The sequence below is a fragment of the Campylobacter sp. LMG 17559 genome (genome assembly GCF_024723605.1).
In the GTDB taxonomy this organism is placed as follows: Bacteria; Campylobacterota; Campylobacteria; order Campylobacterales; family Campylobacteraceae; genus Campylobacter_D.
On sequence record NZ_JANQCZ010000004.1, the window covers coordinates 1 to 25,795 of the forward strand.

Below are 25,795 nucleotides of genomic sequence, written 5' to 3' on the forward strand. Positions count from 1 at the left end.
AATGGGTTTAGTCAATGAAGGATTTAAGTGAATTAATCATCAAATTTTTGACCTAAAATATTGCCTTTAAAATCTGTATAAATTTCCATCATATTATTTGTTCTAAATTTATAGCCATTTATTCTTTTATCTACTTCTACAATAGCTGCATTTGGTTGCGCTGCTTGTACTTTAGTTATTACTTCTTTTGGGATAAATCCTGTTGGAATGCCTTTGTATTTACCATCAACTTCTTTCCAGTCTCCATTAATGATAAAGTCAATTTCTGTTCCATCAACCAAATTTACTTCGTAAGAATCCACGTCTTGTTTTACATAACCTACATTTACACCTTTAAAATGAGTGTTTAAAAACTCTTGAGCCTTTTGAGGTAAAGCACTTGGACTAACAATCATATCTGCAAACATAGAACTTGCACAAACCAAACTAGCCAACATTAATTTCATTTTCATTTTTTCTCCTTTAAATAAAAGTTGAAAGAATGATATTATTTGCTTGTGAAATTTGTGTGAATTTTAATTTTTAAAGCCAACTATCTTATTTTTGTCAAATGAAGATTCTATTTCTTTTTCTATGGTGTGTAAAAAATCACTCATTTTAAAAACACCATCTTTAGAAATAGCCGCTTTTAAAGCCGTATTTTTAACCACCATTACAATTTGAGCTCCACTTAATTCATATGAGGCTAATTTTTTTAAATCAAAACTACCTTCAAATTTAGCATTTTTAGGTAAAGCTTTTTGCCATATCATTAAGCGTTGTTCATAATTTGGCTTTTTAAATTCTATTTTATACTCAAATCTTCTTGAAAAAGCCACATCTAAACTTTCTAAAAAGTTAGTTGTTGCTATGATAACTCCACTAAAGCGCTCGATTTGTTCCAAAAAAATATTTTGCATTTGATTATGCATTTTATCAGCACCGCCACTGCTTTCTACTCTAGTACTTAAAAACTGATCCGCCTCATTTAAAAGTAAAATAGGGCTTTGCTTACTTGTTTGACAAAGCTCTTTATAAGTATCAAAAATCTTTCTTACATTTTGTTCACTCTCGCCCACATATTTACTTAAAATTTTCGAGCAATCAAAACTCAAAATGGATTTTTTCATAGCTTTTGCCATACTTAGCGCACTCATAGTCTTACCCGTACCAGCAGGGCCATAGAAAATTATCTTAGCTTCTATATTTTTATTAGTTTTTATACCCCATTTATTTAATCTTTCTAAAACCTTTTTATCTTGTTGTTTTAATATGCTTTCTAATAAATCTTTAGTGCTTTGGGGCATAATAACATCATCTATATTGGTATTTGGCTCGATTAGCTCAAAAATATCTTGCTCTTTAACCAAATTTTGAAGTTTAATTTTTTTATTCTTCTTTGGTTCTTTAAAATTAATAATTCTTTGTAAAATATCATCACTTAAATAAAAAATCTTAGTTATATCACCCAAAGAATTAACAAATTCATCATATTCTAAAAGATTTGAACTAAGTAGCTTAGAATCTTCTTCCAATAAAGCTTTGTTTTCTTGTTTTTGAGCCTCATCCTCGCTAATTAAATGAAGCAAAAAATTAAAATCTCTACTATAAGAATTTTCAGTATTTAGCAAATACTCTTCTTTTAACAAACTAATAAATATCAAGCATTCTTTATCATTTAAAGCATATTCTTTAAAAATCTCTGCTAAAACATTAGAAATTTTACTTTTCTTTAAACGCTCTTTAATGTATGCTTCAAATATAGCTATATCTTTTTTAATATTCTTGCTTTGAGAGCTTTTAGCAAAAAAACGCAATCTTTGATAAAGCTCGATTTTAAAAAATTCATCTTTTAAATATGCAATATGATCTTCATAAATTTGATCTTGCATATAATCTTGTATGGTTTTATTTTCTAAGACTTGCAAGAAAACTTCACTTAAACTTAACTCACATTGTAGCAAATTTAAAAGCAAGCTTGAGTTTTTACTTGCTTTAAAATCAGAAAAAATTTGAACAATAAAACCTTTTTCTATAAGATTTTTAAGATCTTTTAAATGATCTAAATACTCATACTCATCATTTTTAAAAACTTCGCTAAGAAGATTATAAGCATTAATACTTGCATTTGCCTGCAAATAATTTTTGCATAAATGCTTTAAAATTAAAATTTCATCTTCACTGCATTGTAAGTTTTTATAAATATTGCTTTTAAAAGTATCATTAAGAAAAAGTTTTAAATCTTTCATATTTTCCTTTATATTGACTTTATGCTAAATTTGATTTTGGATTTTTTATCATTAAAACTCATATTTTTATCACAAACCTCATAAAAAATATCATAATTTTTACTTACAATCTTTTGAGTAAAACCACAAGAAGTAGTTTGTTTATTTTTTCCATAAAAAATAGGTTTTTTATAGATTAGATCTTGCAAAAAATCATCATAATATTCATTATTAAAAAATCTTTTATTAAAAAAAGTTTTTGCATAGCATATGCCATTAACACAAATTTTATCGCTAATTTTTAATTCAAGTAAGGCTTTAGAAGCACTATAAAGCTCTAAACTTGTAAAATTTTTTCCCTCATATAAAAAACCATAATCAGCAAATTTAAACTCTGGGGTTTTTAAAATAACATAAGTACTTTGTGCTTGTGTTTTGCTTTTTAAAGCACAAGAGCTTAAAAAAACACACACAAAACACAAAAAAACTATTTGAAGTAAAGTTTTCATTTAAGGTTTTTAAAACTAAGATTAAGTTCTAAATTGAGTTCTTTTACTATTTTCATCACGCTTTGTAAATCATCAATTTGCTTACCAACTACGCGAATTTCATTACCTCTAATGCTTGAAGTTACCTTTAGCTTGCTATCTTTTATAGCTTTATTAATCTTCTTAGCACTATCAGTATCAATAGCGTCATTAACTTTTAAATTTAGTCTAAAATTTACTCCACTTTCCCTGCTTAACTCTTTAATACCATTAGGGTTTATCCCTCTTTTAATAAGCTTTGAAATAACAATATCTTTTAGCACTTCAAGCTTTGCTTCGCTAGAGCAAATAAATTTATAAACACTTTCTTTTTCATTTAACTCTATTTCACTTTTAATACCTTTTAAATCATATCTGCTATCAAGCTCTTTTTTAGCTTGCTCTAAAGCATTTTTTAACTCTTGCTTATCAATTTCCCCACTAATATCAAAACTATGTTCACTTGCCATTTTCTATAAACTCCTTAAGATTATTAAATACAATTTGGACTAAATTTTGTATAGATTCTTCACTTGCCCATGCAACATGTGGAGTGATGATTAAATTTTCTTTATTTTTTATACCAAGTAAAGGATGATTTTTAATCATAGGTTCTATTTCAAGCACATCAAGCCCTGCTTTGATGTTTTTCTCATTCATAACTTGAGCTAAATCTGCTTCGTTGATGATTCCACCGCGTCCTACATTAATCAAAATAGCATCATCTTTTAAAAGCATTAGTTCTTTTTTACTTAATAAATTTTTTGTCTTATCATTTAAAGGTGCGTGGATGCTAATTACATCACAAGTTTTTAAAAGCTCTTCAAGGCTTACTTTTTCATATTCATCATTATTATTAGTCCCTGAGGTAGAATAATAACAAATTTTAGAACCAAACATTTGAGAAACCTTAGCCACTTCTTTACCTATAGCTCCAAGTCCTATAATGCCATGTTTTTTACCAGTTAAAGTATGCAAAGTCTTGCTAAAATCACAAAACATTTCACTCTCACACCATTTACCCTCTTTGCTCCATTTATCATAATATGGAATTTGATTTAAAAAAGCAAAAAGCAAGGCAAAGGTATGGCTTAAAACACTTTTTGTAGAATAACTAGCTACATTTTTTACCACTATACCTTTAGAATTTGCATAAGCTACATCTATATTATTTACCCCTGTACCAAGTTGTAAAATAAGTTTTAGATTAGTGTTGTCTATCACTTTTTTGTCAATGATGATTTTATTTATCATCACAACTTGTGCATTAGCTATTCTTGCAATAACCTCATCTTTAGAAGTTAAATCATAACTTACAAACTCGCCAAAACTTTCAAAAGCCGTTAAATCCGCTCCACCTAAGGTAGCAGCATCTAAACACACTATTTTCATTAATCTTTTACTATATGTCCTACAAATTTAGAATAATTATCAAGTACTAATCCACCTTTTCTAAAACCTAACCCACAACCCTCATAAGCAAAGAAAACTCCTGCTTGATAATAATCATTTTCATTTTTGTTAAACTCAGCAAATTCTTGATATACAAAGCGATTATTTTGATAATCTCCCTTTGTTTCAAAACTTACATCTCCATTAGCTTCTATAATAGAAACATTGGCTCCTTCTCTACCAAAAACAGGTTTTTTAACACATTTTTTACCCACTAAAGGTTGATCACTTGTTTCAAGCAATAAAGGATGATTTGGATAAAGCTCCCATAAAATTTTCATTATACCTTTACTTTGAAAAAGTAAAGTATAAGCAGGATTTAAAATGATTGCTTTTTGATTTTGCATGATTTGCGTTAAAAGCATAGCAAGCTCACCCTCTTCTATGGCTATACTCTCCCAAGGAATGAGTTTGAAAAAATACTCAAAATTTACATCATTTTTAAAAATACCTTCAGGCGAAAATTCAACCTCATCTATGTAAGAAAATTCACTCTCAAAACCTGCTTCACTAGCAATATGTGCTAAAAGTTTGGTTGTAATCATATCCTCATCACTTCCTGCAATTGAAGAAAATAATATCTTCCAACCTTCATAATATTTTTCAAACTCACTTACATCTTCTTCTAAAGTGATAAGTCTTTTAAAATTATCTTTTAAGGCTTCATATATATTATTAAATTGCGAGCTTTCATCTAGGTTGTTTTGCTTTAAAATAGCCCATTGTAAAATAGCACTTTCAAATAAAGATGTTGGAGTATCAGCATTAAATTCTATTAGTTTTATAGGCTTACCATCAAGCCCACCTGCTAAGTCAAACCTACCATATAAATGCCAATGCACATCATTTTCCCAACTCATCTTAATCGCATCAACCAAATTAAAAGGAATTCCAAGCTCATCAAAACGATCATTATCAATCACTTCTTGCGCAGCAGCTACAAACATATCATAAAGCTCGTTCACTGCTTCATAATATGCATTTGCTTCATTTTCCCTCACGCAAACTAAGTTAGAATCTAAATAATCACTTCCATCATTATCTGTATGCCATGAAAAACCTATTTGTTCTAAGTAAGATTTTTCTAAAGGATTTACTTTTAAAAAATTCATTTTTTACCCTTAAGATCCAAAAGAGTTAGAAGAACTTGAGGTAGCCTTAGAGCCACCACCAAAAAAGCCTGATTTTTTCGCACTTGAGCTTGAAGTAGCACTTGTACTTGCTTTATTAAAGCTATTTACACTTCTTTGATAAGCACTTTGATTTGAAAATGCTCCTCTTTGTTGATTTGCAAAATTTTGATTATTAAAAAGCTTTGAACCTATCCAACTACCAAGTATAGCACCAGCTGCACTTGCAAGCAATGTTTCGCCTAAAGAAAGTCCTCCGCTACTCATTTGAGCGTTATTTGGATTTGTTAAATTTGAGGTACCATTGTCTATTTTAGCAGCCTCTTCTTGGATTAATTTATCCATTTCTTCTTTACTTAAAACTCTTTCAGTTCCATCAAGTTGTTTTAAAACCACCCTAGTTTCATCACTTGGAAATTGATCTTTGATTTTGTATTGATTTGGAGCGGTTTCTTCAATGATAACAAAAGCACCTTGAGTATTTGCTGCTTGGCTTAATGCATTATTAGAATCATTTGTATTGTTGCTACACGCACTTAAAGCACCGCCACTTATAGCAGCAATACCGCTTATCATACTAAGCTTAAGTATAGTTTTTATATGTTTCATAATCTTTCCTAAATTTATAAGTTTAACTTAATAAGATTTTAACAAAAAAAGTATTAATAAAAATTAATTGCTTTAATTTATCATAATCATTAAATTACTACTTAAAATAAATACAGCAAAAGCAAAAAATATAAAAGCACTTAAATAATCAATAAGTTTTAAATTCTTTTGATAAATTCTTACCATGAAAGGTTTTGAAAATAATAAAGAAATCAAAGAAAAGTAAATTATGGTTTCTAAAATCAAAACAAAAATTAAAACTATCAACATCCACCGCATTTGGGCAAAATCAAAACTTGCAAAAACGCTAGCAAAATAAAAAATAACTTTTGGATTAGATAAATTTGTAATCATCCCACTTAAAAATGCAGATATATGAGTCTTTTGGACTTTTATATTACCTATTTTTGCATTTTTATAAATCCCATAGGCTAAATACAAAAGATAGCAAGCTCCAAAACTTGATAAAGCAATTTGCAAAAATGGAAATTGATGAAAAATCACACTCAAACCAAGTATAGAAAGTATAATCCACACACTCATGGCCAAACTCACACCCAAGCTAGCTTTTAAAGCACTTTTAATACCCTCTCTTAAGGCATAAGAACTTACTAAGAAAAAATCAGGTCCTGGTAAAATAAGTCCAAAAAAATGAATGATTAAAATCCAAAGAAACATAAAAATAATCGAAGAAAAGCCGAAAATTCGGCTTTTTGGTATTAGAGTCTTGACTCGTAGCGTCTAAGCATATAAAGTCTTTTAAGCATTTTTTTGCGAGCTGAAATTTTTTGTTTTTTGCGAATTTCAGTCATAGGCTCAAAAAATCTTCTTGCGCGAACTTCAGTAACAACTAGATTTCTATCTACTTGTTTTTTGAATTTTCTATACGCTTCATCAAAAGACTCATTAGGATGTACCTTGATTCCTGGCACGACCCTCACCACCTTTCTTAAATAAAATTAAAAAAAGGATTATATCACAATTTCACTTGAAAATAAAATTTATTTTTGTAATAATTACATAAATAAAAATTAAACATAAATTCTTAATTAAGACAAAGTTTGGTTTAATTTTTCTAGTACTACAATTAAAAAAACTTTTTTAAGGAAAATAAAAATGAGTGCTTGTATCACCAACTATACTAAAAAAAGGTATATAGCTTATATTGTTTCTATGATTATTTTCATAGCATTACCTTTTGTAAAAATCAATGGAAATCATTTCTTTTTATTAAGTTTTGACCATAAAAAACTTAATTTGTTTTTTATTGCTTTTGATACCCAAGAGCTTTATTTAATGCCTTTTGTTATCATGGGTATGTTTTTAACTATACTTTTTGTTACCACCTTAGCAGGAAGAATTTGGTGTGCATGGAGTTGTCCTCAAACTATTGCTAGAGTTATTTATAGAGATTTATTACAAACAAAAATCTTTAAAATTCACAAAAGCACAGCAAACAAACAAAAACAAGCTGAGGGATTTTTTGTTCAAAAAGTTTTAAGTATTGTGATTTTTTATCTTTTTTCTCTATTAATGATGAGTGCTTTTTTATGGTATTTTGTGCCACCTGAAGATTTTTTTGTATATATTCAAAACCCTGCTGATCATTTATTGCTTTTAGGGATTTTATTTTGTGCCTCTTTGGCCTTTACTTTTGATATAGTGTATTTGGGTGAAAAATTTTGTGTTTATGTATGTCCTTATGCAAGAATTCAATCTGTAATGTTTGATAATAACACCGTTCAAGTTATCTATGATGATAAAAGAGGGGGTGTGATTTATGATGGACATACCAAACTTTATCAAAAACCACCACAAGGTGAATGTATAGGTTGTGAAGCCTGTGTAAAAATTTGTCCTACACATATAGATATACGCCAAGGAATGCAACTTGAGTGTATTAACTGTCTTGAATGTGCTGATGCTTGTTCAAAAATTCAAGCCAAATTTGATCGCCCTAGTTTGATTAACTGGACTAGTGCAAAAGCCATTGAAACAAGAGAAAAAGTAAAATATTTTAGATTTAGAACTATCGGATATTTAGTGGTTTTATGTGGTGTTTTTGCAGCCTTAGTTTTAATGGGAAGTAAAAAGGAAAATATGCTTTTAAATATTAATCGTTCTAGTGAGCTTTACCAAATTAGAAAAGCCCATGATGGAGAATTAATCATTAGCAATGCTTATGTATTTTTATTTCAAAACACAGACAATAAAACTCATGAGTATTATTTTGATGTGAAATTACAAGGCATTGAAGATGGTTTAGAAATCATTAGACCAAAAAAACCTTTTAAATTAAAAGCTGGTGAAAAAGATAAACAAATAGTTGTTTTAAAAGCTACTAAAAAACTAGCTGATAATGATAGAAAAGATACCGTAATACCTTTAACTATCAAAGCTTATGCGCTTGATGATAAAAACATCATAATCACAAGAGAAAGTAATTTTGTATATCCAAAAAATACCATTTTAGAAAGTAAAAAATAGTATGAAGAAAAAAATTTCTTCAAAATCTCAAGCAAGGCTTGAAAAAATCAAACAAATTGCTACAGAGTCATTTTTAAAAAACGGCTATGAAGCAACTAATCTTAAAGATATTATCAAGCAAGCTGGTGGATCTTTTTCTTGTGTGTATGAGCATTTTAAAAGCAAAGAAGGTTTATTCAGATCGATTTTAGATGATTTTACAGAAGAACATTTTGTTTTTACTCTAAAACGTATGGAAAATATACAAGATTCAAATTTAGAAACTTTTCTTTTTGAATTTGCTTTAATTTATCTTGAAATTTTTAATAATAAAAAAACATTAGCGGTGTCAAGATTAATTTTTTCTCAAGTATATAACGATAAAACAAATATTAGTGGATGGTTTGAAGAAGAAAATGAAAGAGAAGTGGAATATATACTTCAAAAAAGATTTAAACAAGACCAAAATCCCAATATTTCAAAAAATTGTAAATTCTTAAGCACAACCTTTTGTGCAATGCTAAGAGGTATATTTTTTATACAAAGTATCTTTAAAAATCAAGTTTTAATGGACAAGAAAACACAAGAAGATTACGCTCAAAAAATAGTAAAGTTATTTATACAAGGACTTATTAACTTTGATTAACTAAAATAAGATAGTATTTCCAACTTAAATAATTTTTGTAATATTAATTACACTTTTAATTAAAAATATTTTAAGGAAAACAAATGAAAGCAAAACTTTTAACTCTAGCTTGTGCTTCGCTTATATTTGTAGCATGCTCAGATGATAAGAATGCACAAGTTAAACAACTTCCTCCCCAACCTGTTAGCATTATGACTATGCAAAGTGCTAATTTGCCTTTAGAATTTACTTATCCTGCAAGATTAAGCACTGAATTAGATGTGGTGATCAAGCCTAAAGTAAGCGGTGAAATCAAAGCAAAATATTTCAAAAGTGGCCAAGCTGTTAAAAAAGGAGATAAACTTTTTCTTATAGAGCCTGATAAATACCAAGCAAGTGTAAATATGGCTTATGGAGAAGCTTTAGTCGCAAGAGCTAGTTTTGATGATGCTGAAAAAAATTTCAAAAGAGATCAAATTTTAATAGAAAAAAATGCTATTTCACAAAAAGAATTTGATGCAAGTTTGGCTAAATTTAATTCTACTAAAGCTAATTTAGAAAGCGCTAGAGCAAAGCTTACTAATGCAAGATTAGATTTAAAATACACCGTAGTAAGCGCTCCATTTGATGGGGTTTTGGGAGATGCGCTAATGGATGTGGGCGATTATGTAAATGCTTCATCAACTGAGCTTGTGCGTATTACAAACATTAACCCTATCTTTGCAGACTTTTATATTTCTGATGTAGATAAAATCAATATGAATAAAAATATTCAAAGTGGCAACTGGCAATTAGAAAATATCCAAGTGCAAGCTAATGTTGGCGGAGAGCTTTTTAATGGAAAATTATATTTTATAGATAGTGTTATAGACACCCATAGTGGTGGGGTAAAAGCAAAGGCTATTTTTGACAATAACAACTCAAGTTTAATGCCTGGTTCTTTTGCAAATGTTCATGTTGAAGGCTTTGTTCAAAAAGATGGTTTTGAAATTCCTCAAGTTGCACTTTTACAAGATGATAGTGCTACTTATGTTTATACCTTAGTAGATGGAAAAGTAGTTAAAACTATTGTTAATGTTATTTATCAAACTTCTGATAAAGCAATCATTGACAAGGGCTTAAAAAATGGCGATAAAGTGATTTTAAATAACTTCAAAAAAATCCGTCCTGGTGCAAGTGTTAGCGTAATGGAGAATAAATAATGTTTTCTAAATTTTTTATAGAAAGACCTGTATTTGCTTCTGTTGTAGCTATTATCATTTCTTTAGCAGGGATTATAGGGCTTTATTCTTTACCTGTAGAACAATACCCTTCTCTAACTCCACCCGTTGTAGAAGTAGAAGCTACTTACTCAGGAGCCGATGCTCAAACAGTGGCTCAAACAGTGGCTATTCCTCTTGAAGATGCAATCAATGGGGTTGAAAATATGATTTATATGGATTCAACTTCAAGCTCTTCAGGTGATATGAGTTTAAGTGTGTATTTTAACATAGGTACAGATCCTGACCAAGCAACAGTTGATGTTAATAATAGAATTTCAGCTGCTATGGCAAAGCTACCTGAAGATGTTAAAAAAACCGGTGTTAGCGTAAGAAAAACTGGTTCAAGCATTTTAGAGGTTGCTACTTTATATTCCCCTGATGGTTCTATGGATTCACTTGAAGTATATAATTATGCTGCATTAAATATCTTAGATGATCTTGCTAGGGTTCCTGGTGTGGGTAAGGCTGTGGCTATTGGCTCAAGAAATTATTCTATGAGAATTTGGCTTAATCCTGATTTATTAAACAAATACCAAGTTACTACAACGGATGTTATTGCTGCAGTTAGTGAGCAAAATGCTCAATATGCTACTGGTAAGATAGGTCAAGAGCCTGTAGTAGAAAAATCTCCTTATGTGTATTCAGTAACCATGCAAGGAAGGTTAAAAAATACCAAAGAATTTGAAGATATTATCATAAGAGCAAATAGTGATGGTTCTTTTTTAAGACTTAAAGATGTGGCTGAAGTTTCTTTAGGTTCAAGAGAATATCTTTTTAATGGTAGATTAAATGGAAATGATGCTACTCCTATTTTGATTTTCTTACAAACTGGAGCAAATGCAGTAAGCACAGCTGAATTAGTACAGAAAAAATTTGAAGAACTTTCTAAAAGTTTTCCTGAGGGCTTAGCCTATAAAGTGCCTTATGATACAACTTTGTTTATTAAAGCTTCTATTAAAGAAGTGGTAAAAACTTTTTTTGAAGCACTTATTTTAGTTGTGATTGTAATGTATTTATTCTTAAAAAATTTCCGCTCAACCATTATACCTATGATTGCTGTACCTGTTTCTATTTTAGGAACTTTTGCAGGATTATATGTCTTAGGCTTTAGCATTAACCTACTTACGCTTTTTGCTTTAGTTTTGGCCATTGGTATTGTTGTTGATGATGCAATTATCGTGGTTGAAAATATCGATAGAATCATGCATGAAGATCCAAATATAAGCATAAAAGAAGCAGCTATTAAAGCCATGGATGAAGTTGCCGCACCTGTTGTATCTATCGTTCTTGTGCTTTGTGCAGTATTTATACCTGTTTCATTTATATCTGGCTTTGTGGGAGAAATTCAAAAACAATTTGCTATAACCCTTGCAATTTCAGTTGCAATCTCAGGTTTTGTAGCCTTAACACTAACCCCATCTTTATGTGCGATTTTTTTGAAAAGAAACGAGGGTGAGCCATTTTATTTTGTGAAAAAATTTAATGATATTTTTGATTGGTCTACTGAAGTTTTTGGAGCTGGTGTAGCTTATATACTTAAAAGAACTGTACGTTTTGTTATGATATTTTTTCTTTTAATAGGTGGTTTATATGGATTATTTAAATTAGTACCAAACTCACTTGTTCCACCTGAAGATCAAGGAAGCTTTTTATCGGTTGTAAATTTACCTGCAGCATCTTCTCTTAATAGAACTACTCAATCAATGGATGCTATGGCAGAAGAAATTCTTAAAAATGAAAATGTGACAGATGTTGTAGGTCTTATAGGTTATGATCTTTTCACAGGCTCTTTAAAAGAAAATGCCGGTGCAATGTTTGTGAATTTAAAAGATTGGAATGATAGAGATACCAGTAGTTTTGACTTAGTTGGATCTTATAACAAACAATACTTTTTAAATCCAAATTTCCAAACTTTTTTTGTTAATCCACCGCCAATCCAAGGTTTAAGTTTAACTGGTGGTTTTGAAATGTATGCACAAAATCGTGGTGGTAAAAACTATGATGAAATTCAAGCGGATGTAAATAAATTAGTTGAAGCAGCAAACAAACGTCCTGAACTTAACAACGTAAGAACAACGCTTGATACTAATTTCCCACAATTAAAATTAGAAATTGATCGTGATAAAGTAAAACTTTATGGTTTAAATTTAGCAGATATATTTAACACGCTAAATGCCACTATAGGGACTTATTATGTAAATGATTTTTCTATGCTTGGAAAAAATTATCGTGTAAATATTAGTGCCATTGGAGATTTTAGAAATACTCAAAATGCCTTAAAAAATATCTTTGTTAGAGCAAAAGATGGTTCTATGGTAGCCCTAGATAGCGTTTTAACACTTCATAGAGGGGTTGGACCTGATGATGTAAAACGCTTTAATATGTTCCCATCAGCACTAGTGCAAGGCGATCCTGCTCCTGGTTATACTTCAGGACAAGCAATTGATGCTATTGCTCAAGTTGCTAAAGAAACTTTGGGAGAGGATTATTCTATTGCCTGGGCAGGTTCAGCTTATCAAGAAGTTACAAGTAGTGGCGCAGGTCAAGTAGCTTTTGTGCTAGGACTTTTATTTGTATTTTTAATCTTAGCAGCACAGTATGAAAGATGGCTCATGCCTTTAGCAGTAATCACTGCTGTACCTTTTGCGGTATTTGGTTCTTTACTTCTTGTATGGCTTAGAGGCTTAGAAAATGATATATATTTTCAAACAGGACTTTTACTTTTAATAGGTCTTTCAGCTAAAAACGCCATTTTGATTGTTGAGTTTGCTATGGAAGAGCATCTTAAAAAAGGAAAGAGTATTTTTGAAGCTTCTATTAGTGCGGCAAAATTAAGATTTAGACCTATTGTAATGACTTCATTAGCATTTATTTGTGGTATTTTACCTTTATACTTTGCTTATGGAGCAGGAAGCGCAAGTCGTCATGCAATAGGTACGGGTGTCATAGGGGGTATGATAGCAGCTTCTACTATAGCCATTTTCTTTGTACCTTTATTTTTCTATTTACTAGAAAGTTTTAATAAATGGCTTGATAAAAAAAGAGGTAAAATCAATGCGTAAATTAATAATTTTTGCAAGTTGTTTTTTAATAACAGCTTGTAGTTTAAAACCAAATTTAGAAATCAAAGATGTAAATTACACTAAAAGTTTAGATCAAAACATTAGCATTAATAAACAATGGTGGAAAGCTTTTAATGATAATTATTTAAACACCTTAGTCGATCAAGCTTTAAAAAACAATAACGACTTGCAAATTGCATATATGAATTTACAAAAAGCTTATGAAACTTTAGGTATAGCAAGAAGTGATTTGCTTCCTAAGCTTGATGGAAGTGCTAGTGGAGCAAGAGGAAAAACTAGCATTAATGCTCCAAGCAACAAAAGTAATGAATTTGTCTATGGTAATGATTTTAACATGGGTTTAAATTTAAGCTATGAAGTAGATTTATGGGGCAAATACAGAGATACTTATGGTGCTTCAAAAGCAAAATTACAAGCTAGTGAGTTTGACTATGAAAGTGCGAGATTAAGCTTAATTTCTAATGTAGTAAAAACTTATTTTAATCTAGCAAGCTTAAGCGAGCAAGTAAAAATTTTAGAAGAAACAACCCAAAGTTATCAAAAAACTTATGAGTTAAAATTAGAGCATTTTAAACTTGGAGTGATTAGTGAGTATGAGCTTAACAAATTTAAAGCTGAGCTTGAAAATTCAAGAGTTTTACTCACAAATGCTAAAATTCAAAAAGAAGCTAATACTAAAGCTTTAAAAATCTTAACTTCAAATGATATTGATGATATACTTTATAATAGCATAGAGTATAAAAAAATAGGACAATACGAGCTTAGCATACCTGAGGGCATTGGCAGTAAAATTTTACTTCAAAGACCTGATGTGCAAGCAAGTTTAAAAACTTTAGAAGAAAAAAACTATCTTGTTGGAGTAGCTAGAACTGCATTTTTACCAAACCTTTCTTTAACAGGACTTTTGGGCTTTCAAAGTAATGATTTAGATCTTTTAGTCAAACATGGAAGCAATACTTGGAATGTAGCTGGAAATTTTGCAATGCCGATTTTTCATTGGGGTGAGATTATGAATAATGTTAATATTGCAAAACTTACCAAAGATGAAGCATTTTTACAATATGAAAACACCTTAAAAACAGCCTTTGGGGAAATAAGACTTGCTTTATTTAACCGCCAAAGCTATTATGAAAATGAGCAAAATTATAAAAATTTATTTCTAGCTCAAAGTAAAATTTATGAAATTTCTACCTTAAGATATGAAAATGGTGTGATTAACTTGGCTGATTTTTTACAAGATCAAAGAAATTACCTAAATGCTAAACTTTCTTATACTAACTCATCTTATGAGCTTGCAAATTCTATCGTAGATGTTATGAAAGCTTTTGGTGGAGGATTTAACGCTAAAGAAGAATCAAAAGAAAACATCAAAGCTATGGAAGAAAACTTAAAGGAAAACTTTTATAACAACTAAGTCTTTAAGGCTTAGTTGTTAATGCATTTGAATTTGAATTCTTTGATTAAAATTATTATTTCCTCTATCTTTTGGGCTATTATGCTCAAAACGATAACGCATACTGCCTGAAACATTAACATCTTGGAAAATTTCATCTAAAGGCGCAGAATTTGACACACTTATAAGTCCTAGTAAAAATACAAAAAATGCTATAAAAATCTTTTTCATTATAAAGCCTTTGTAAAAATATGATACAATTATAGTCTTTTTAAATAACTACAAAATGAAAATTTAGGAAAAATATGAATTTTTTACAAAACCTAGCTCTTTCTTACTCACACAAAGCTATGCAAAAATCTTTAGAAAATGGTTTTGATGTGAAACTTTTAAAAGAAGGACAAGAAAAAAAATTTAATCCAAAAAAATCTTATATGCTTTATGCTCACATACCATTTTGTCATACTTTTTGCCCATATTGTAGTTTTCATAAGTATTATTACAATGAAGATTTAGCAAAAAGATATTTTGAAAGTTTAAGAGAAGAAATCAAACAAGTCAAAGATAAAGGATTTGATTTTACTTCTATGTATGTGGGTGGTGGTACTACTTTAATCAACGAAGAAGAGCTTGCTAAAACTTTAGAACTTTGCAAAAAATTATTTAACATCAAAGAAATTTCTTGTGAAACCGATCCAAACCATATTGACCCGAAAAAATTAGAAATGTTTAAAGGGCTTATAGATCGTTTAAGTTGCGGTATACAAAGTTTTGATGATGATACTTTAAAAAAAGTAGCAAGATATCATAAATTTGGTTCAAGTAAAGAACTTCAAGAAAAACTCTCTAAAGCCATAGGCGTGCTTCCTATTATGAGTCTTGATTTGATTTTTAATTTTCCTTCTCAAACCAAAGAGCAATTACTCAATGATTTAGAAATAGCCAAGAGTTTAAAACCTCAACAAATCACAACTTATCCTTTGATGAAATCCAATTTAACCAAAGATAATATCGCAAAAACTTTAGGAGTAAGTTTTAAAGATAATGAATTTGAGTTTTATAAAATCATTGTAGATTTTTTCAAAGATTATGAAAGAAATAATGCATGGTCATTTTCTTTAGAAAAAAGTAGCTTTAATGATGAGTATGTAAGTAGCCATCATGAGTATTTAGGTGTTGGAAGTGGAGCTTTTAGCTTTTTAGATGGAGAACTTTTAATCAATGCTTTTAATTTAAATGATTATTCTAAACTCATCAAAGAAAAACAAAATGCAAATATTGCTAAAGCTAATTTTGGTAAAAAAGAAATCATCAAATATGTCTTTTTAACCGAAATGTTTACTGGTAAAATCGAAATTGATAAATTTAACAAAACTTTAGAATGTAATTTAGAAAAAGATCTTTTCATCGAGCTTTTAGGCCTTAAACTAAGCAAAGCTATAAAAAAAGAAAACAATACTTTATATACAAGTGAATTTGGACGTTATTTGTTTATGGTATTGATGAAAGACTTTTACACAGGCATGGATTTAGTGCGTGCTGTATTTAGAGATGATAAACGCTTACAAGATAAAGAACGCATTAATATCATGCAAGAAAATGTTGATCCACTTGATTTTAAAAGTATGGAGTTTAAAGGATAAAAAGCCTTAAAAAAAGGCTTTTTATTAAAACGGTCTTACCACCATCATAATAGCGATGATTATAAATAATATCGTTGGAATTTCATTATAAGCTCTAAAGAATTTTCCACTTTTTTGGCAAGTATCATTTTGAAGTTGTTTTAAATAATAATAATTTTGCAAATGATAAATGATTAAAAGTAAAGCACAGGTTAATTTAGCATGCATATATCCACCTACCATTAACACATCTTTATTAGCCATCATCATCAAACTTCCAGTGATTGCAGTAGCTATCATAGCAGGAGTTTGGATATAAAAATACAATTTTCTTTCTTGAATTTTCACCACTTCCACAAAGCCTTTATTGTCTTTATGCTCTGTGTGATAAACAAAAAGTCTTGGCAAATAAAACATTCCAGCCATCCATGAAACAAAAGCCAAATAATGCACCATTTTAATCCATAAATACCATTCATTCAAAAAATCTAACATTTTTCTCCTTTTTTATTAAAAATTTCTTTTATTAAAATCAAAGCTACGCTAATGTTAATCATCACATCAGCTAAATTAAACACAGCAAATTCAAACCACTTATGCCAAAATACAAAATCCACTACACCTATATGCACAAAGCGATCAAGTAAATTAGAACACCCAGCAGATAACATAATAGCAAAAGCAATCAAATGCGTTTTAAAAAAGTCTTTTTGATAAAGCAAATACCCAAACAAAGCCAAAATAAAAACAAGCTGTATGTATTTTAAATACTCTCCTAAAAATGCAAACATTGAAAAGGCCACACCGGTATTATAGGTTAAAACTAAATCAAAAAATTCACCCTTATACTCAAGCCCTTGTAAAAACAAACACTTGCTTGCTTGATCTAATATAAAAATCAAAGCAAAAACAAGCCAAAATTTTAAAGGCAAGATTTTAAGCATTCAATGCTTTCATAAAAAAGCTTTCAACAGCTTTCATTTCTTTTTCTAAAAGCTTAATGTCTTTTGCTTCAAGTAATAAGCGTATTAAATTTTCTGTGCCTGAATACCTAAACAAACTAGCAATTCCTTTTTTCTCTAAGTCTTTTTTCAACTCTTCTAAGCCTGCAAGCTTGCTTAAGTCTTTTTTCTCTGAAATTTTAAGATTATGTAAAAGTTGTGGATAAGGCTTAACTTGATTTAAAATTTCACTTGCGCTTTTTGCTTCACTAAGCATTAAAGCACTAAATTGTAAAGCAGCTACCAAACCATCTCCGGTTTTTGCATAGTCACTAAAGATAATATGCCCACTCTGCTCTCCGCCAAAATTTCCACCACATTCTTTGAGTTTTTCAAGCACGTATTTATCACCTACATTGCAAGTTTCATGTGTGATTTTATGTTTAGTTAAAAACTCTTTTAAAGCACCATTACTCATTATAGTGCTAACCACGCTTGATTTTAGCTTGCCTTGTTTTTTCAAAAATAAAGCTAAAACACCTAAAAGACTATCTCCATGAGCTACTTCGCCTTTTTCATCCACAACAACCAAACGATCTGCATCCCCATCAAAAGCAAAGCCCACATCTGCTCTAAATTTCTTTACTTCCAAAGCTAAATTTAAAGGATGCAATGCTCCACAATTTTCATTGATATTTAAACCATTTGGCTTATCATTGATCACAATCACATCTGCACCAAGTTCTTTAAAAACCGTAGGTGCTACCTTATAAGAAGCTCCATGAGCCACATCTAAAACAACGCGTAAAGACTTTAAAGTCAGCTCTTTAGGAAAAGAATTTTTTATAGAAACAATATATCTTCCTATCACATCATCAATTCTTTTTGCTTGACCAATTTGTGATTTTGTTGTTCTTGCTTCTTCTATGAGTTTATCATTAAAATAAATTTCTTCTATTTTTGCTTCTGCTTGCTCATCAAGTTTATTTCCATGTGCATCAAAAAATTTAATGCCATTATCATAGTAAGGATTATGCGAAGCTGATATCATAATACCTGCATCACAACGCATATCTTCAGTTAAAAACGCAATAGCAGGTGTTGGCATAGGACCTATTTCTATAACATTATAACCTATAGAAGTAAGTCCTGAAACGATAGCATTTTCTATCATATAACCGCTTCTTCTTGTGTCTTTTCCTACCAAGATATTATTTGTAAGGGCTTTATCTTTAAAATAAATTCCAGCAGCCATAGCCAAACGCATAGCTAAAAACGAGTCCAAAAACTCCCCTGCTTTACCGCGTACTCCATCTGTTCCAAAAAGTTTCATTTTTTTACCTTTGATTTTAAATAGTGCAATTATAAGAAAAAAAGTTAAGTAATGTATAAATGTGAGAATTTTATAAACATTAGTTAGTAATAAAAATATATAATTTTTAAAATTTCACTTAAGGAAAATGAATGAAAAAAATCATCGCAGGGGTTGTAGTAGTAGTTTTACTAGCTATAGGGTTTTTTGCCTCAGCTTCTTACATTAACTCAATCAATGGAAAAATATTTGCTCAAATGAGCCAAGATACAGCATATTACAGTGTTGAAGATGCTAACTACACCAAAGGACTTTTAAATTCCAAAGGAAGTTTTATAGCTACACTAAATGACTTACCTTATAGTTTTAAAGTGAATGTGGATTTTTCTAATAATTTTTTTGCAAGTAACAATGCCATCGTTTCTATTTTAAATGAAAATGAAGACTTAAAAGGCATTTTCCCAAATGAAGAAATCTTTAAAATCTTAGTTAGTGCAAAAGGTGGAGACATTAACATCAATGCAAAAATAAATGATATTAATTTTACGCGCAATGATACAAATTTAGTTTTAAATAATACATCTTTTAAAATTACAGGTTCTGAGGAATTTGTAAAAAATATGGAACTTAATCTAGGTTATGTTTTATTAGAACAACTATCTCATGAAGAAAAATTAGAAGCAAAAAATATCAAAATTTCTGAATTTCCTATACAAAAATTAAGTTTTAATGATATTTTTAGCCCTAGTAGAAATAGTGAGCAAAATATAAGCATTGATAGTGCTAATTTTATAAGTTCTATTGCTTTTGACTTTGATAAATTAAAAATTTTTGCAAAAACAGCTCAAAATGCTCAAAATGATTATGATAGTGTTTTAAAACTAGATTTAGCTAAATTTAACCTTGTAAATGAAAACTTTATGCTAAATAACATTAACTTAGATATGAATTTTAATAATCTTTCTAAAAAAGCTTATGATAGCTTAGTGCAAAACTCAAATACTGATATTTTTTCTATGATGCTTTTAGCAAGTCAGTTTTTAAAAGCAAACCCACAAATCATCTTAAATAATCTAAGCTTTGAAAAAGAAGGTAAAAAATTTGATGCAAATGGGCAAACTATTTTCACTGAAAATAATATAAAATCACAATTTCACGCAAACACAGAAATTCTTCCTAGTCAAATTTGGCCTGATTTTGCAAATTTTGATACTTATTTTGTAGATAATAATGGCTCTTATGTACTTGATTTTATCTATGATGATTCTAACAAAAGTGATGTTACAACTATCATTAATGGCGAAAGACTTACCATAAATCCACAATGACAAATTTAAGCTTAACTTTTCGTCCTAAAACTTTAGATGAGGTTTTAGGACAAGAAAATTTAGTAGAAATTTTTAAAAAATTCATACAAGTTTCAAAACTCCCTCATAGTGTATTTTTTGGTCCAGCAGGTTGTGGAAAAACCTCTTTTGCAAGGACTATAGCGTATGAGTATAAACTAGACTTTTATGAGTTTGATGGAGGAAATTTTAAGCTTGAAGAGCTTAGAAAAATACTAAGTAATTATGAAAATTCTTTATACAAACCTTTGATATTTATCGATGAGGTGCATAGGCTTTCAAAAACCCAACAAGAAATGCTTTTAATCCCTTTGGAAAATCAAAAATGCCTTTTCATAGGTGCAAGCACTGAAAACCCTTACTTTACTTTAACTTCAGGCATAAGAAGCAGAAGTATGCTTTTTGAATTTAAAGGTTTAGAGTATAAAGACTTAGAAAAACTTGCCACAAAGGTGCAAGAAAAACTCCAATGCAAAATCGATGATGATGCCAAAGACTTTTTAATCACTTCTAGTGCAAATGATGCAAGAAGCTTTTTAAATTTATGTGAATTTGCTTTGGCTTTAGATAGCACTCATATCACGCTTGAAACTTTGAAAAAATTAAGAGCAAATGTTTTAAGCGATGGCACTTCAAGTAAAGACACACACTATAGACTAGCTAGTTCTATGATAAAGAGCTTAAGAGGAAGTGATGTGGATGCGAGTTTGTATTATCTTGCGAGATTGATTGATGGGGGCGAAAGTGCGGATTTCATCGCTAGAAGATTAGTGATATTTGCAAGTGAAGATATCTCAAATGCAAACCCACAAGCACTTAATCTAGCCACAAGCACACTCATAGCAGTAAAAAACATAGGTTATCCTGAAGCTAGGATCATCTTAGCTCAGTGTGTGGTATTTTTAGCAAGTTCGCCCAAGTCAAACTCAAGCTATCTTGCTATAAATGAAGCGCTAAATTATGTGCAAAACAACCCTGCATTAAAAATACTTCCTTATCTTGATAATAACAACACTCAAAGAAAAAACTACCTTTATCCGCATGATTTTGGAGGATGGGTTAAGCAAAGATACCTAGAAAAAGATTTGAAATTTTATCATAGCAAAGGCATAGGTTTTGAAGCACAGCTAGACTTATGGCTAAATGATATGAAAAAAGTTAAAAAGTGATTTTAAGCACAATGTAAAAATATTTTTATATAATTTTCATTTTTTGGTTCCGTAGCTCAGTTGGTAGAGCACCACCTTGACATGGTGGTGGTCGTTGGTTCAAGTCCAATCGGAGCCACCATTTTTTATTTCTTTTGATCAATTCACTACATATATTTTAACAAATTCGTAAATTCTTGGATTTCTTTTTCTTGATCTAAAATGATTTTTTTCGCTATATCAGTGATAGTTTTGTCTTTAGAGTAAAATAAAATTTGTTTTGAAGCATCTACAGCGCCTTGATGGTGTGCTATCATCGCTTCTAAAAAATCTTTATTGATGTTTTTGCTTTCTTTAACCGAACTCATTAAAATCATCATTTTTTGCATTAACTCTTTTTCTTCTTGGACAAATTTTTTATAAGTTTCTTCATCAATTTGAGTTTTTGTATAAAGATTTTTATCTAGAATTTCTTGAAATTCTTGAATTTCTTTTTCTTGAGCTTTGATGATATTTTGAGCGATTTTTTTCATCTCTTCACTTTTAGTATGTTCTAATAAAAGCTTAGATGAATCAATAGCACCTTGATGATGTGGAATCATATTAGCTAAAAAATCTCTTTCTATGTCATTGCTTTGTACTAAAGGATTTTTCATCATAGGTTCATGCATACTCATCATGATTTGTGATGAAATACTTCCAGAAGCTTCATGATGAGCATGATGAGAATTTGCAGCAAATAAAGCACTTGCCAAAACTAAACTTGAAACTATAGTTTTTATTTTCATTTTTTTCCTTAAACTTTTAATTTAAAATCAAAAATATATAAAAATATCACAAACTAAAATTAACAAAAAAATTCAATTTTTTTTTGTTATAATTTATTTAAAAATACACAAGGATGGAAAATGCTTAGAGAACTACTTGAGATAAAAAAAGAAATGGAACCTATAATTCATGATTGTTCAGTAAAAATTCAAGTAGCCGCAAGAGAAGTAATCGTAAGAAAAAGAGAATATGAAATTTATGGGCCTATGATAGATAGAGTATATCTTGATAATGCCATTTATATTAAAATTTTTGGTAGTGGACGTGATACAAAAAGCACTAAAGTAGATATTAAAAACGGCCTTTATATGGTTTATGTAGCACCTGATAAACCAACTAATCAAGAAATTATGAATAAACTAAAAATAGCATTTGAAAGTATAGATAATAAATTCATCTCAAGAATTTTAGAACTCAATAGAAGAATGAAAGAAGTGATTAATAAAACCCAAGCAACCCTAGCAAAAGCATCAAATATGAATGTTTTAATAGAAACTAACCTAGGCGAAGCAAGTGCTGCACATAAGTTTGTAATCACTATCAAATATTTAAAAGATAATCAAAAATTAGAATTAAAAAATTCAAAATCTGCAGGTAGCTTTAGAGATACCAAAAATCACATCAACCTAGTAGTAGAAAAAAGCACTGATTCAGCAGTATGTGAAAAACTTTTACATGATGTTGAAATTTATTTTATAGGAAATGGAAAATAAAATTACTTTTTCACTCTCAAATTTGCTAAATGCGTCAAAGCCACTGCGATAGCATCTGTGATATCGAGTGGCTTAATATCTTTTGAAATTCCAAGCAATCTTTTCACCATAAAAGCTACTTGTTCTTTAGTAGCTTTTGCTTTACCTGTTACGGTTTTTTTTACTTGCAAAGGTGTGTATTCTGCAAATTCTCCATGGGTTTGTAAGATTTTTAAACTCAAAGCTCCACGAAATTGTGCTAGTTTTAAAACCGTTTTTGGATTATAAGCAAAAAATATATCTTCTATAGCTACCTCATCAAATTGATGATTTTTAAAGATTAAATCAAGTCCTTCACATAATTCTGTGATTTGATACTGTAAATCATTAGGCTTGATTTTAATAAGCCCTGCTTCTATGAGTTGATTTTTATTATTAATTCTTTCTACAATAGCGTATCCACAATACCTAGAACCAGGATCTATCCCTAAAACTTTCAAACTTTTCACCTTTTTATTCACATAGATGTGAAATTTAAATTTTTATGTGAATAATTTTAACCATTTTTTATAAAAAATAAGCTAGAATTTTAAGTTTTACATCATAATTTATAAGAAAAATAATGAATATAAAAGATTTTTTACTTGAGTTTAAAACTGAAATTAGCAATAACGAATACAATACTTACATTTCTCACTTACAATTTAGTGAAAAATTAAGTAAAAATAATATCTTAGTATTTATTGCACCAAATCATTTTTTGGCTAAATTTATACAAACAAAATACGCACAAAAATTAGCTTATTTTTATGAAGTAAAAACAGGAATTAATCCTCAAGTTAAAATCATCACAAATGATCAAAAGGTAGAGAAAAAACATTTTTCTACAGATATTTCACAGATTAAATTTCAAAGTACTATTTTAAACCCTTCTTTTACTTTTGAAAGTTTTGTTGTAGGAGATTCTAATCAATTTGCCTATGCAACCTGCAAAGCCATAACCGATAAAAGCAAACTTGGAAAGTTATACAACCCTATCTTTATCTATGGCCCTACAGGACTTGGAAAAACTCACTTGCTTCAAGCTGTCGGAAATGTGTGTTTGGATAATGGATATAAGGTTATTTATGCTACAAGTGATAATTTTATCAATGATTTTACCATGCATTTAAATAACAAAACCATGAGTAAATTCCATGAAAAATACAAAAATTGCGATGTTTTACTCATCGATGATGTGCAGTTTTTAGGTAAAACAGACAAAATTCAAGAAGAATTTTTCTTTACTTTTAATGAAATCAAAGAAAAATTTGGACAAATCATCATGACAAGTGATAATCCTCCAAATATGCTAAAGGGCATAACAGAACGCTTAAAAAGTCGTTTTGCAAATGGGATCATCGCAGATATCACTCCACCTCAGCTTGATACAAAAATCGCAATTATCAAGAAAAAATGCGAATTTAATGCTATTTATCTTAAACCCGAAGTCATAAGCTACATCGCTACTTCAATGGGAGATAACATCCGAGAAATAGAAGGCATGATTACAAATTTAAATGCTCAAGCAAGACTTTTTAACCAAGAAATCACTTTAGAAATTGTTAAAAGCTTTATGAAAGATCACATTAAAGAAACAAAAGAAAATATTAGTGTTGAAGATATACTTGCTGATGTTTCAAAAAGCTATAATCTTAAACCTAATGATATAAAATCAAATAAAAAAACACAAAATATCGTTATGGCAAGAAGGGTTGTGATATTTTTAGCAAGAGAGCTAACGACTATGTCTATGCCTCAACTTGCTAGATTTTTTAATATGAAAGATCACACCGCCATTTCACATAATATTAAAAAAATTCAAGAACTAATGAGTGAAAATGAAAACTTAAAAGCCATAGTAGAAGAATTAAGAAATAAAATTTTGACAAAAATAAAAAGCACCCTGTGAATAAAAGTGAAAAACAAAAAATTTTATTCTACGAGTAAAATTTCTATAAAAAAAGACTTTTAAAAAGCATTTCACATTTTCACATTGCCTATTATTATGATAAAATAAATTTAAAAAATAAAGGAAGTAAAAATGAAAATTAGCATTAACAAAAACACTTTAGAATCTGCCATAGTTTTAACTAATTCTTATGTAGATAAAAAAGACTCAAGCAATATCGCTTCTCACTTACTTTTTGAAGTGGTTGAAGATAAATTAATCATAAGAGCAAGTGATTATGAAATAGGTATTAATTATAAAATCAAAAAAATCAAAGTTGAAAGTGCAGGTTTTGCAACTGCTAATGCTAAAAGTATTTTAGATATTATAAAAAGTTTAAATAATGAAGATGTAGTCTTAGAAACCATAGAAAATTTCCTTTTTATTAGACAAAAAGGAACTAAATATAAACTTCCTATGTTTAATTATGAAGATTTTCCAAATTTCCCAAGCACAGAAGGAAAAGATAAATTTGATATTGATTCAAGTGATTTAAGTAGATCTTTGAAAAAAATCCTACCTGCGGTTGATACAAATAATCCAAAGTATTCTTTAAATGGTGCTTTACTTGATATAAAAACTACTCACATTAGCTTCGTAGGAACAGATACAAAACGCTTAGCAGTTTTCACACTTAATAAAACAAATGAAAAAGAATTTAATCTTTGTATTCCTAAAAAAGCTATTTTAGAAATACAAAAAATCTTTTTTGAAAAAATTGAAATTTATTATGATGAAAATATATTGATTGCAAAAAATGATAATTTTGAGTTTTTTACAAAACTTATCAATGATAAATTCCCTGATTATGAAAGAGTAATTCCAAAAAATATCACAAAAGAATTTATTTTTAAAACTGAAGAATTTATGGATGCATTAAAAAAAATCAATGTAATTACTGAAAAAATGAAATTAAATTTCCATAAAGATAAACTTGTATTTGAAGGTATTAGTTTAGATAATATGGAAGCAAAAACTGAACTTGAAATGGAACTTAATATAGATGAAGAATTTAATCTTTGTATAAAAAATAAATTCTTCACTGACTTTTTAAATTCTATTGAAAGTGAAACATTTAAACTTAGCATAAATGAACCTCATATGGCATTTTTAGTTTCAAGTGAAGAATTACAAACTGTAATTATGCCAGTTATTTTATAAG

General features: G+C 29.3%; 26 protein-coding genes and 1 tRNA gene. 12 read left to right on the top strand and 15 right to left on the bottom strand.

Going from position 1 to position 25,795, the window contains the following annotated elements; translation table 11 throughout:
- Positions 1-32: 32 nt before the first annotated feature.
- From CAMP5082_RS02640 to rpsU, 9 genes are all read right to left on the bottom strand, one after another.
- Positions 33-452, bottom strand: a complete 420-nt coding sequence (locus tag CAMP5082_RS02640) for a PepSY-like domain-containing protein (protein ID WP_263679336.1) — start codon at positions 450-452, stop codon at positions 33-35.
- Between the two features lie 63 nt (positions 453-515).
- On the bottom strand, positions 516-2,228 hold the full coding sequence (locus CAMP5082_RS02645; RefSeq protein ID WP_337205835.1) for an ATP-binding protein: 1,713 nt from the start codon (positions 2,226-2,228) through the stop codon (positions 516-518).
- An 8-nt stretch (positions 2,229-2,236) separates the two neighbouring features.
- Positions 2,237-2,716: a hypothetical protein gene (locus CAMP5082_RS02650; RefSeq protein WP_337205836.1), complete on the bottom strand. Its 480-nt coding sequence runs from the start codon at positions 2,714-2,716 to the stop codon at positions 2,237-2,239.
- Positions 2,713-3,204: a YajQ family cyclic di-GMP-binding protein gene (locus tag CAMP5082_RS02655; protein WP_337205837.1), complete on the bottom strand. Its 492-nt coding sequence runs from the start codon at positions 3,202-3,204 to the stop codon at positions 2,713-2,715. The genes CAMP5082_RS02650 and CAMP5082_RS02655 overlap by 4 nt, the downstream gene beginning before the upstream one ends.
- A complete protein-coding gene (locus CAMP5082_RS02660; RefSeq protein ID WP_337205838.1) occupies positions 3,194-4,126 on the bottom strand; it encodes a D-2-hydroxyacid dehydrogenase in 933 nt (310 codons plus the stop codon). The genes CAMP5082_RS02655 and CAMP5082_RS02660 overlap by 11 nt, the downstream gene beginning before the upstream one ends.
- On the bottom strand, positions 4,126-5,298 hold the full coding sequence (locus tag CAMP5082_RS02665; RefSeq protein WP_263677924.1) for a glutathionylspermidine synthase family protein: 1,173 nt from the start codon (positions 5,296-5,298) through the stop codon (positions 4,126-4,128). The genes CAMP5082_RS02660 and CAMP5082_RS02665 overlap by 1 nt, the downstream gene beginning before the upstream one ends.
- A 9-nt stretch (positions 5,299-5,307) precedes the next feature.
- Entirely contained in the window at positions 5,308-5,925 is a 618-nt protein-coding gene (locus tag CAMP5082_RS02670) for a UPF0323 family lipoprotein (RefSeq protein ID WP_263702378.1), read from the bottom strand.
- A gap of 72 nt (positions 5,926-5,997) precedes the next feature.
- Positions 5,998-6,603 carry a LysE family transporter gene (locus CAMP5082_RS02675; RefSeq protein WP_337205839.1) on the bottom strand — a complete coding sequence of 202 codons (606 nt, stop codon included), beginning with the start codon at positions 6,601-6,603 and terminating at the stop codon, positions 5,998-6,000.
- 41 nt (positions 6,604-6,644) lie between these two features.
- On the bottom strand, positions 6,645-6,857 hold the full coding sequence (gene rpsU / locus CAMP5082_RS02680; protein ID WP_002780697.1) for a 30S ribosomal protein S21: 213 nt from the start codon (positions 6,855-6,857) through the stop codon (positions 6,645-6,647).
- Positions 6,858-7,041: 184 nt separating this feature from the next.
- On the opposite strand from rpsU, the gene ccoG reads away from it, so the two are divergent.
- From ccoG to CAMP5082_RS02705, 5 genes are all read left to right on the top strand, one after another.
- Positions 7,042-8,412: a cytochrome c oxidase accessory protein CcoG gene (gene ccoG / locus CAMP5082_RS02685; protein ID WP_337205840.1), complete on the top strand. Its 1,371-nt coding sequence runs from the start codon at positions 7,042-7,044 to the stop codon at positions 8,410-8,412.
- Between the two features lies 1 nt (position 8,413).
- A complete protein-coding gene (locus CAMP5082_RS02690) occupies positions 8,414-9,037 on the top strand; it encodes a TetR/AcrR family transcriptional regulator (RefSeq protein ID WP_337205841.1) in 624 nt (207 codons plus the stop codon).
- 83 nt (positions 9,038-9,120) lie between these two features.
- Entirely contained in the window at positions 9,121-10,218 is a 1,098-nt protein-coding gene (locus tag CAMP5082_RS02695) for an efflux RND transporter periplasmic adaptor subunit (protein ID WP_337205842.1), read from the top strand.
- Positions 10,218-13,340 (top strand): efflux RND transporter permease subunit, encoded by a 3,123-nt coding sequence (locus tag CAMP5082_RS02700; protein ID WP_337205843.1) that lies wholly within the window; start codon positions 10,218-10,220, stop codon positions 13,338-13,340. The genes CAMP5082_RS02695 and CAMP5082_RS02700 overlap by 1 nt, the downstream gene beginning before the upstream one ends.
- Positions 13,333-14,775, top strand: a complete 1,443-nt coding sequence (locus CAMP5082_RS02705; RefSeq protein WP_337205844.1) for a TolC family protein — start codon at positions 13,333-13,335, stop codon at positions 14,773-14,775. The genes CAMP5082_RS02700 and CAMP5082_RS02705 overlap by 8 nt, the downstream gene beginning before the upstream one ends.
- 18 nt (positions 14,776-14,793) lie before the next feature.
- Here the strand turns inward: CAMP5082_RS02705 and CAMP5082_RS02710 are convergent, their stop codons facing one another.
- Positions 14,794-14,985 (bottom strand): mini-MOMP protein, encoded by a 192-nt coding sequence (locus CAMP5082_RS02710; RefSeq protein WP_039627274.1) that lies wholly within the window; start codon positions 14,983-14,985, stop codon positions 14,794-14,796.
- Between the two features lie 74 nt (positions 14,986-15,059).
- Here CAMP5082_RS02710 and CAMP5082_RS02715 point away from each other — a divergent pair, with 74 nt between their 5' ends.
- Positions 15,060-16,397 carry a coproporphyrinogen III oxidase family protein gene (locus CAMP5082_RS02715; protein ID WP_337205845.1) on the top strand — a complete coding sequence of 446 codons (1,338 nt, stop codon included), beginning with the start codon at positions 15,060-15,062 and terminating at the stop codon, positions 16,395-16,397.
- Positions 16,398-16,421: 24 nt separating this feature from the next.
- Here the strand turns inward: CAMP5082_RS02715 and hemJ are convergent, their stop codons facing one another.
- The 3 genes from hemJ to glmM are packed head-to-tail and all read right to left on the bottom strand — an operon-like array spanning position 16,422 to position 18,650.
- The gene (gene hemJ, locus CAMP5082_RS02720) at positions 16,422-16,871 is read right to left on the bottom strand and encodes a protoporphyrinogen oxidase HemJ (RefSeq protein WP_337205846.1); all 450 of its coding nucleotides are present in this window, start codon (positions 16,869-16,871) and stop codon (positions 16,422-16,424) included.
- A complete protein-coding gene (gene lspA / locus CAMP5082_RS02725) occupies positions 16,865-17,320 on the bottom strand; it encodes a signal peptidase II (protein WP_337205847.1) in 456 nt (151 codons plus the stop codon). The genes hemJ and lspA overlap by 7 nt, the downstream gene beginning before the upstream one ends.
- A complete protein-coding gene (glmM, locus tag CAMP5082_RS02730; RefSeq protein ID WP_039629248.1) occupies positions 17,313-18,650 on the bottom strand; it encodes a phosphoglucosamine mutase in 1,338 nt (445 codons plus the stop codon). Before glmM ends, lspA begins: the two co-directional genes overlap by 8 nt.
- Positions 18,651-18,781: 131 nt before the next feature.
- Between glmM and CAMP5082_RS02735 the strand changes: the two genes are divergently transcribed.
- The 3 genes from CAMP5082_RS02735 (at position 18,782) to CAMP5082_RS02745 (ending at position 21,265) form a co-directional block, all read left to right on the top strand.
- Positions 18,782-19,957, top strand: a complete 1,176-nt coding sequence (locus CAMP5082_RS02735) for a DUF945 family protein (RefSeq protein WP_337205848.1) — start codon at positions 18,782-18,784, stop codon at positions 19,955-19,957.
- On the top strand, positions 19,954-21,144 hold the full coding sequence (locus CAMP5082_RS02740; protein ID WP_337205849.1) for a replication-associated recombination protein A: 1,191 nt from the start codon (positions 19,954-19,956) through the stop codon (positions 21,142-21,144). Before CAMP5082_RS02735 ends, CAMP5082_RS02740 begins: the two co-directional genes overlap by 4 nt.
- Positions 21,145-21,189: 45 nt before the next feature.
- Positions 21,190-21,265 (top strand) — tRNA-Val (locus CAMP5082_RS02745).
- A 25-nt stretch (positions 21,266-21,290) separates the two neighbouring features.
- On the opposite strand, the gene CAMP5082_RS02750 is transcribed toward CAMP5082_RS02745, so the two are convergent.
- Positions 21,291-21,911: a DUF305 domain-containing protein gene (locus CAMP5082_RS02750; RefSeq protein ID WP_337205850.1), complete on the bottom strand. Its 621-nt coding sequence runs from the start codon at positions 21,909-21,911 to the stop codon at positions 21,291-21,293.
- A 120-nt stretch (positions 21,912-22,031) separates the two neighbouring features.
- Here CAMP5082_RS02750 and CAMP5082_RS02755 point away from each other — a divergent pair, with 120 nt between their 5' ends.
- Complete coding sequence (locus CAMP5082_RS02755) at positions 22,032-22,664, top strand: hypothetical protein (RefSeq protein WP_263682817.1); 633 nt, start codon at positions 22,032-22,034, stop codon at positions 22,662-22,664.
- 2 nt (positions 22,665-22,666) lie between these two features.
- Here the strand turns inward: CAMP5082_RS02755 and ruvC are convergent, their stop codons facing one another.
- Positions 22,667-23,143 (bottom strand): crossover junction endodeoxyribonuclease RuvC, encoded by a 477-nt coding sequence (gene ruvC / locus CAMP5082_RS02760; RefSeq protein ID WP_039619511.1) that lies wholly within the window; start codon positions 23,141-23,143, stop codon positions 22,667-22,669.
- Positions 23,144-23,265: 122 nt separating this feature from the next.
- Here ruvC and dnaA point away from each other — a divergent pair, with 122 nt between their 5' ends.
- Positions 23,266-24,594, top strand: coding sequence for a chromosomal replication initiator protein DnaA (gene dnaA, locus CAMP5082_RS02765; RefSeq protein WP_087684857.1), 1,329 nt, complete (start codon positions 23,266-23,268; stop codon positions 24,592-24,594).
- 132 nt (positions 24,595-24,726) lie between these two features.
- Positions 24,727-25,794 (top strand): DNA polymerase III subunit beta, encoded by a 1,068-nt coding sequence (dnaN, locus tag CAMP5082_RS02770; RefSeq protein WP_337205851.1) that lies wholly within the window; start codon positions 24,727-24,729, stop codon positions 25,792-25,794.
- Position 25,795 lies beyond the last annotated feature (1 nt).

Bases quoted from the DNA above. Each gene is read 5' to 3' on its own strand.
- CAMP5082_RS02650 (WP_337205836.1), bottom strand. From the start codon at position 2,716: ATGAAAACTTTACTTCAAATAGTTTTTTTGTGTTTTGTGTGTGTTTTT.
- CAMP5082_RS02665 (WP_263677924.1), bottom strand. From the start codon at position 5,298: ATGAATTTTTTAAAAGTAAATCCTTTAGAAAAATCTTACTTAGAACAA.
- CAMP5082_RS02640 (WP_263679336.1), bottom strand. From the start codon at position 452: ATGAAAATGAAATTAATGTTGGCTAGTTTGGTTTGTGCAAGTTCTATG.
- dnaN (WP_337205851.1), top strand. From the start codon at position 24,727: ATGAAAATTAGCATTAACAAAAACACTTTAGAATCTGCCATAGTTTTA.
- CAMP5082_RS02645 (WP_337205835.1), bottom strand. From the start codon at position 2,228: ATGAAAGATTTAAAACTTTTTCTTAATGATACTTTTAAAAGCAATATT.
- CAMP5082_RS02705 (WP_337205844.1), top strand. From the start codon at position 13,333: ATGCGTAAATTAATAATTTTTGCAAGTTGTTTTTTAATAACAGCTTGT.
- dnaA (WP_087684857.1), top strand. From the start codon at position 23,266: ATGAATATAAAAGATTTTTTACTTGAGTTTAAAACTGAAATTAGCAAT.
- hemJ (WP_337205846.1), bottom strand. From the start codon at position 16,871: ATGTTAGATTTTTTGAATGAATGGTATTTATGGATTAAAATGGTGCAT.
- CAMP5082_RS02695 (WP_337205842.1), top strand. From the start codon at position 9,121: ATGAAAGCAAAACTTTTAACTCTAGCTTGTGCTTCGCTTATATTTGTA.
- CAMP5082_RS02740 (WP_337205849.1), top strand. From the start codon at position 19,954: ATGACAAATTTAAGCTTAACTTTTCGTCCTAAAACTTTAGATGAGGTT.
- CAMP5082_RS02735 (WP_337205848.1), top strand. From the start codon at position 18,782: ATGAAAAAAATCATCGCAGGGGTTGTAGTAGTAGTTTTACTAGCTATA.
- glmM (WP_039629248.1), bottom strand. From the start codon at position 18,650: ATGAAACTTTTTGGAACAGATGGAGTACGCGGTAAAGCAGGGGAGTTT.
- CAMP5082_RS02750 (WP_337205850.1), bottom strand. From the start codon at position 21,911: ATGAAAATAAAAACTATAGTTTCAAGTTTAGTTTTGGCAAGTGCTTTA.
- CAMP5082_RS02755 (WP_263682817.1), top strand. From the start codon at position 22,032: ATGCTTAGAGAACTACTTGAGATAAAAAAAGAAATGGAACCTATAATT.
- CAMP5082_RS02655 (WP_337205837.1), bottom strand. From the start codon at position 3,204: ATGGCAAGTGAACATAGTTTTGATATTAGTGGGGAAATTGATAAGCAA.
- CAMP5082_RS02670 (WP_263702378.1), bottom strand. From the start codon at position 5,925: ATGAAACATATAAAAACTATACTTAAGCTTAGTATGATAAGCGGTATT.
- CAMP5082_RS02710 (WP_039627274.1), bottom strand. From the start codon at position 14,985: ATGAAAAAGATTTTTATAGCATTTTTTGTATTTTTACTAGGACTTATA.
- lspA (WP_337205847.1), bottom strand. From the start codon at position 17,320: ATGCTTAAAATCTTGCCTTTAAAATTTTGGCTTGTTTTTGCTTTGATT.
- ccoG (WP_337205840.1), top strand. From the start codon at position 7,042: ATGAGTGCTTGTATCACCAACTATACTAAAAAAAGGTATATAGCTTAT.
- CAMP5082_RS02660 (WP_337205838.1), bottom strand. From the start codon at position 4,126: ATGAAAATAGTGTGTTTAGATGCTGCTACCTTAGGTGGAGCGGATTTA.
- CAMP5082_RS02690 (WP_337205841.1), top strand. From the start codon at position 8,414: ATGAAGAAAAAAATTTCTTCAAAATCTCAAGCAAGGCTTGAAAAAATC.
- CAMP5082_RS02715 (WP_337205845.1), top strand. From the start codon at position 15,060: ATGAATTTTTTACAAAACCTAGCTCTTTCTTACTCACACAAAGCTATG.
- CAMP5082_RS02675 (WP_337205839.1), bottom strand. From the start codon at position 6,603: ATGTTTCTTTGGATTTTAATCATTCATTTTTTTGGACTTATTTTACCA.
- CAMP5082_RS02700 (WP_337205843.1), top strand. From the start codon at position 10,218: ATGTTTTCTAAATTTTTTATAGAAAGACCTGTATTTGCTTCTGTTGTA.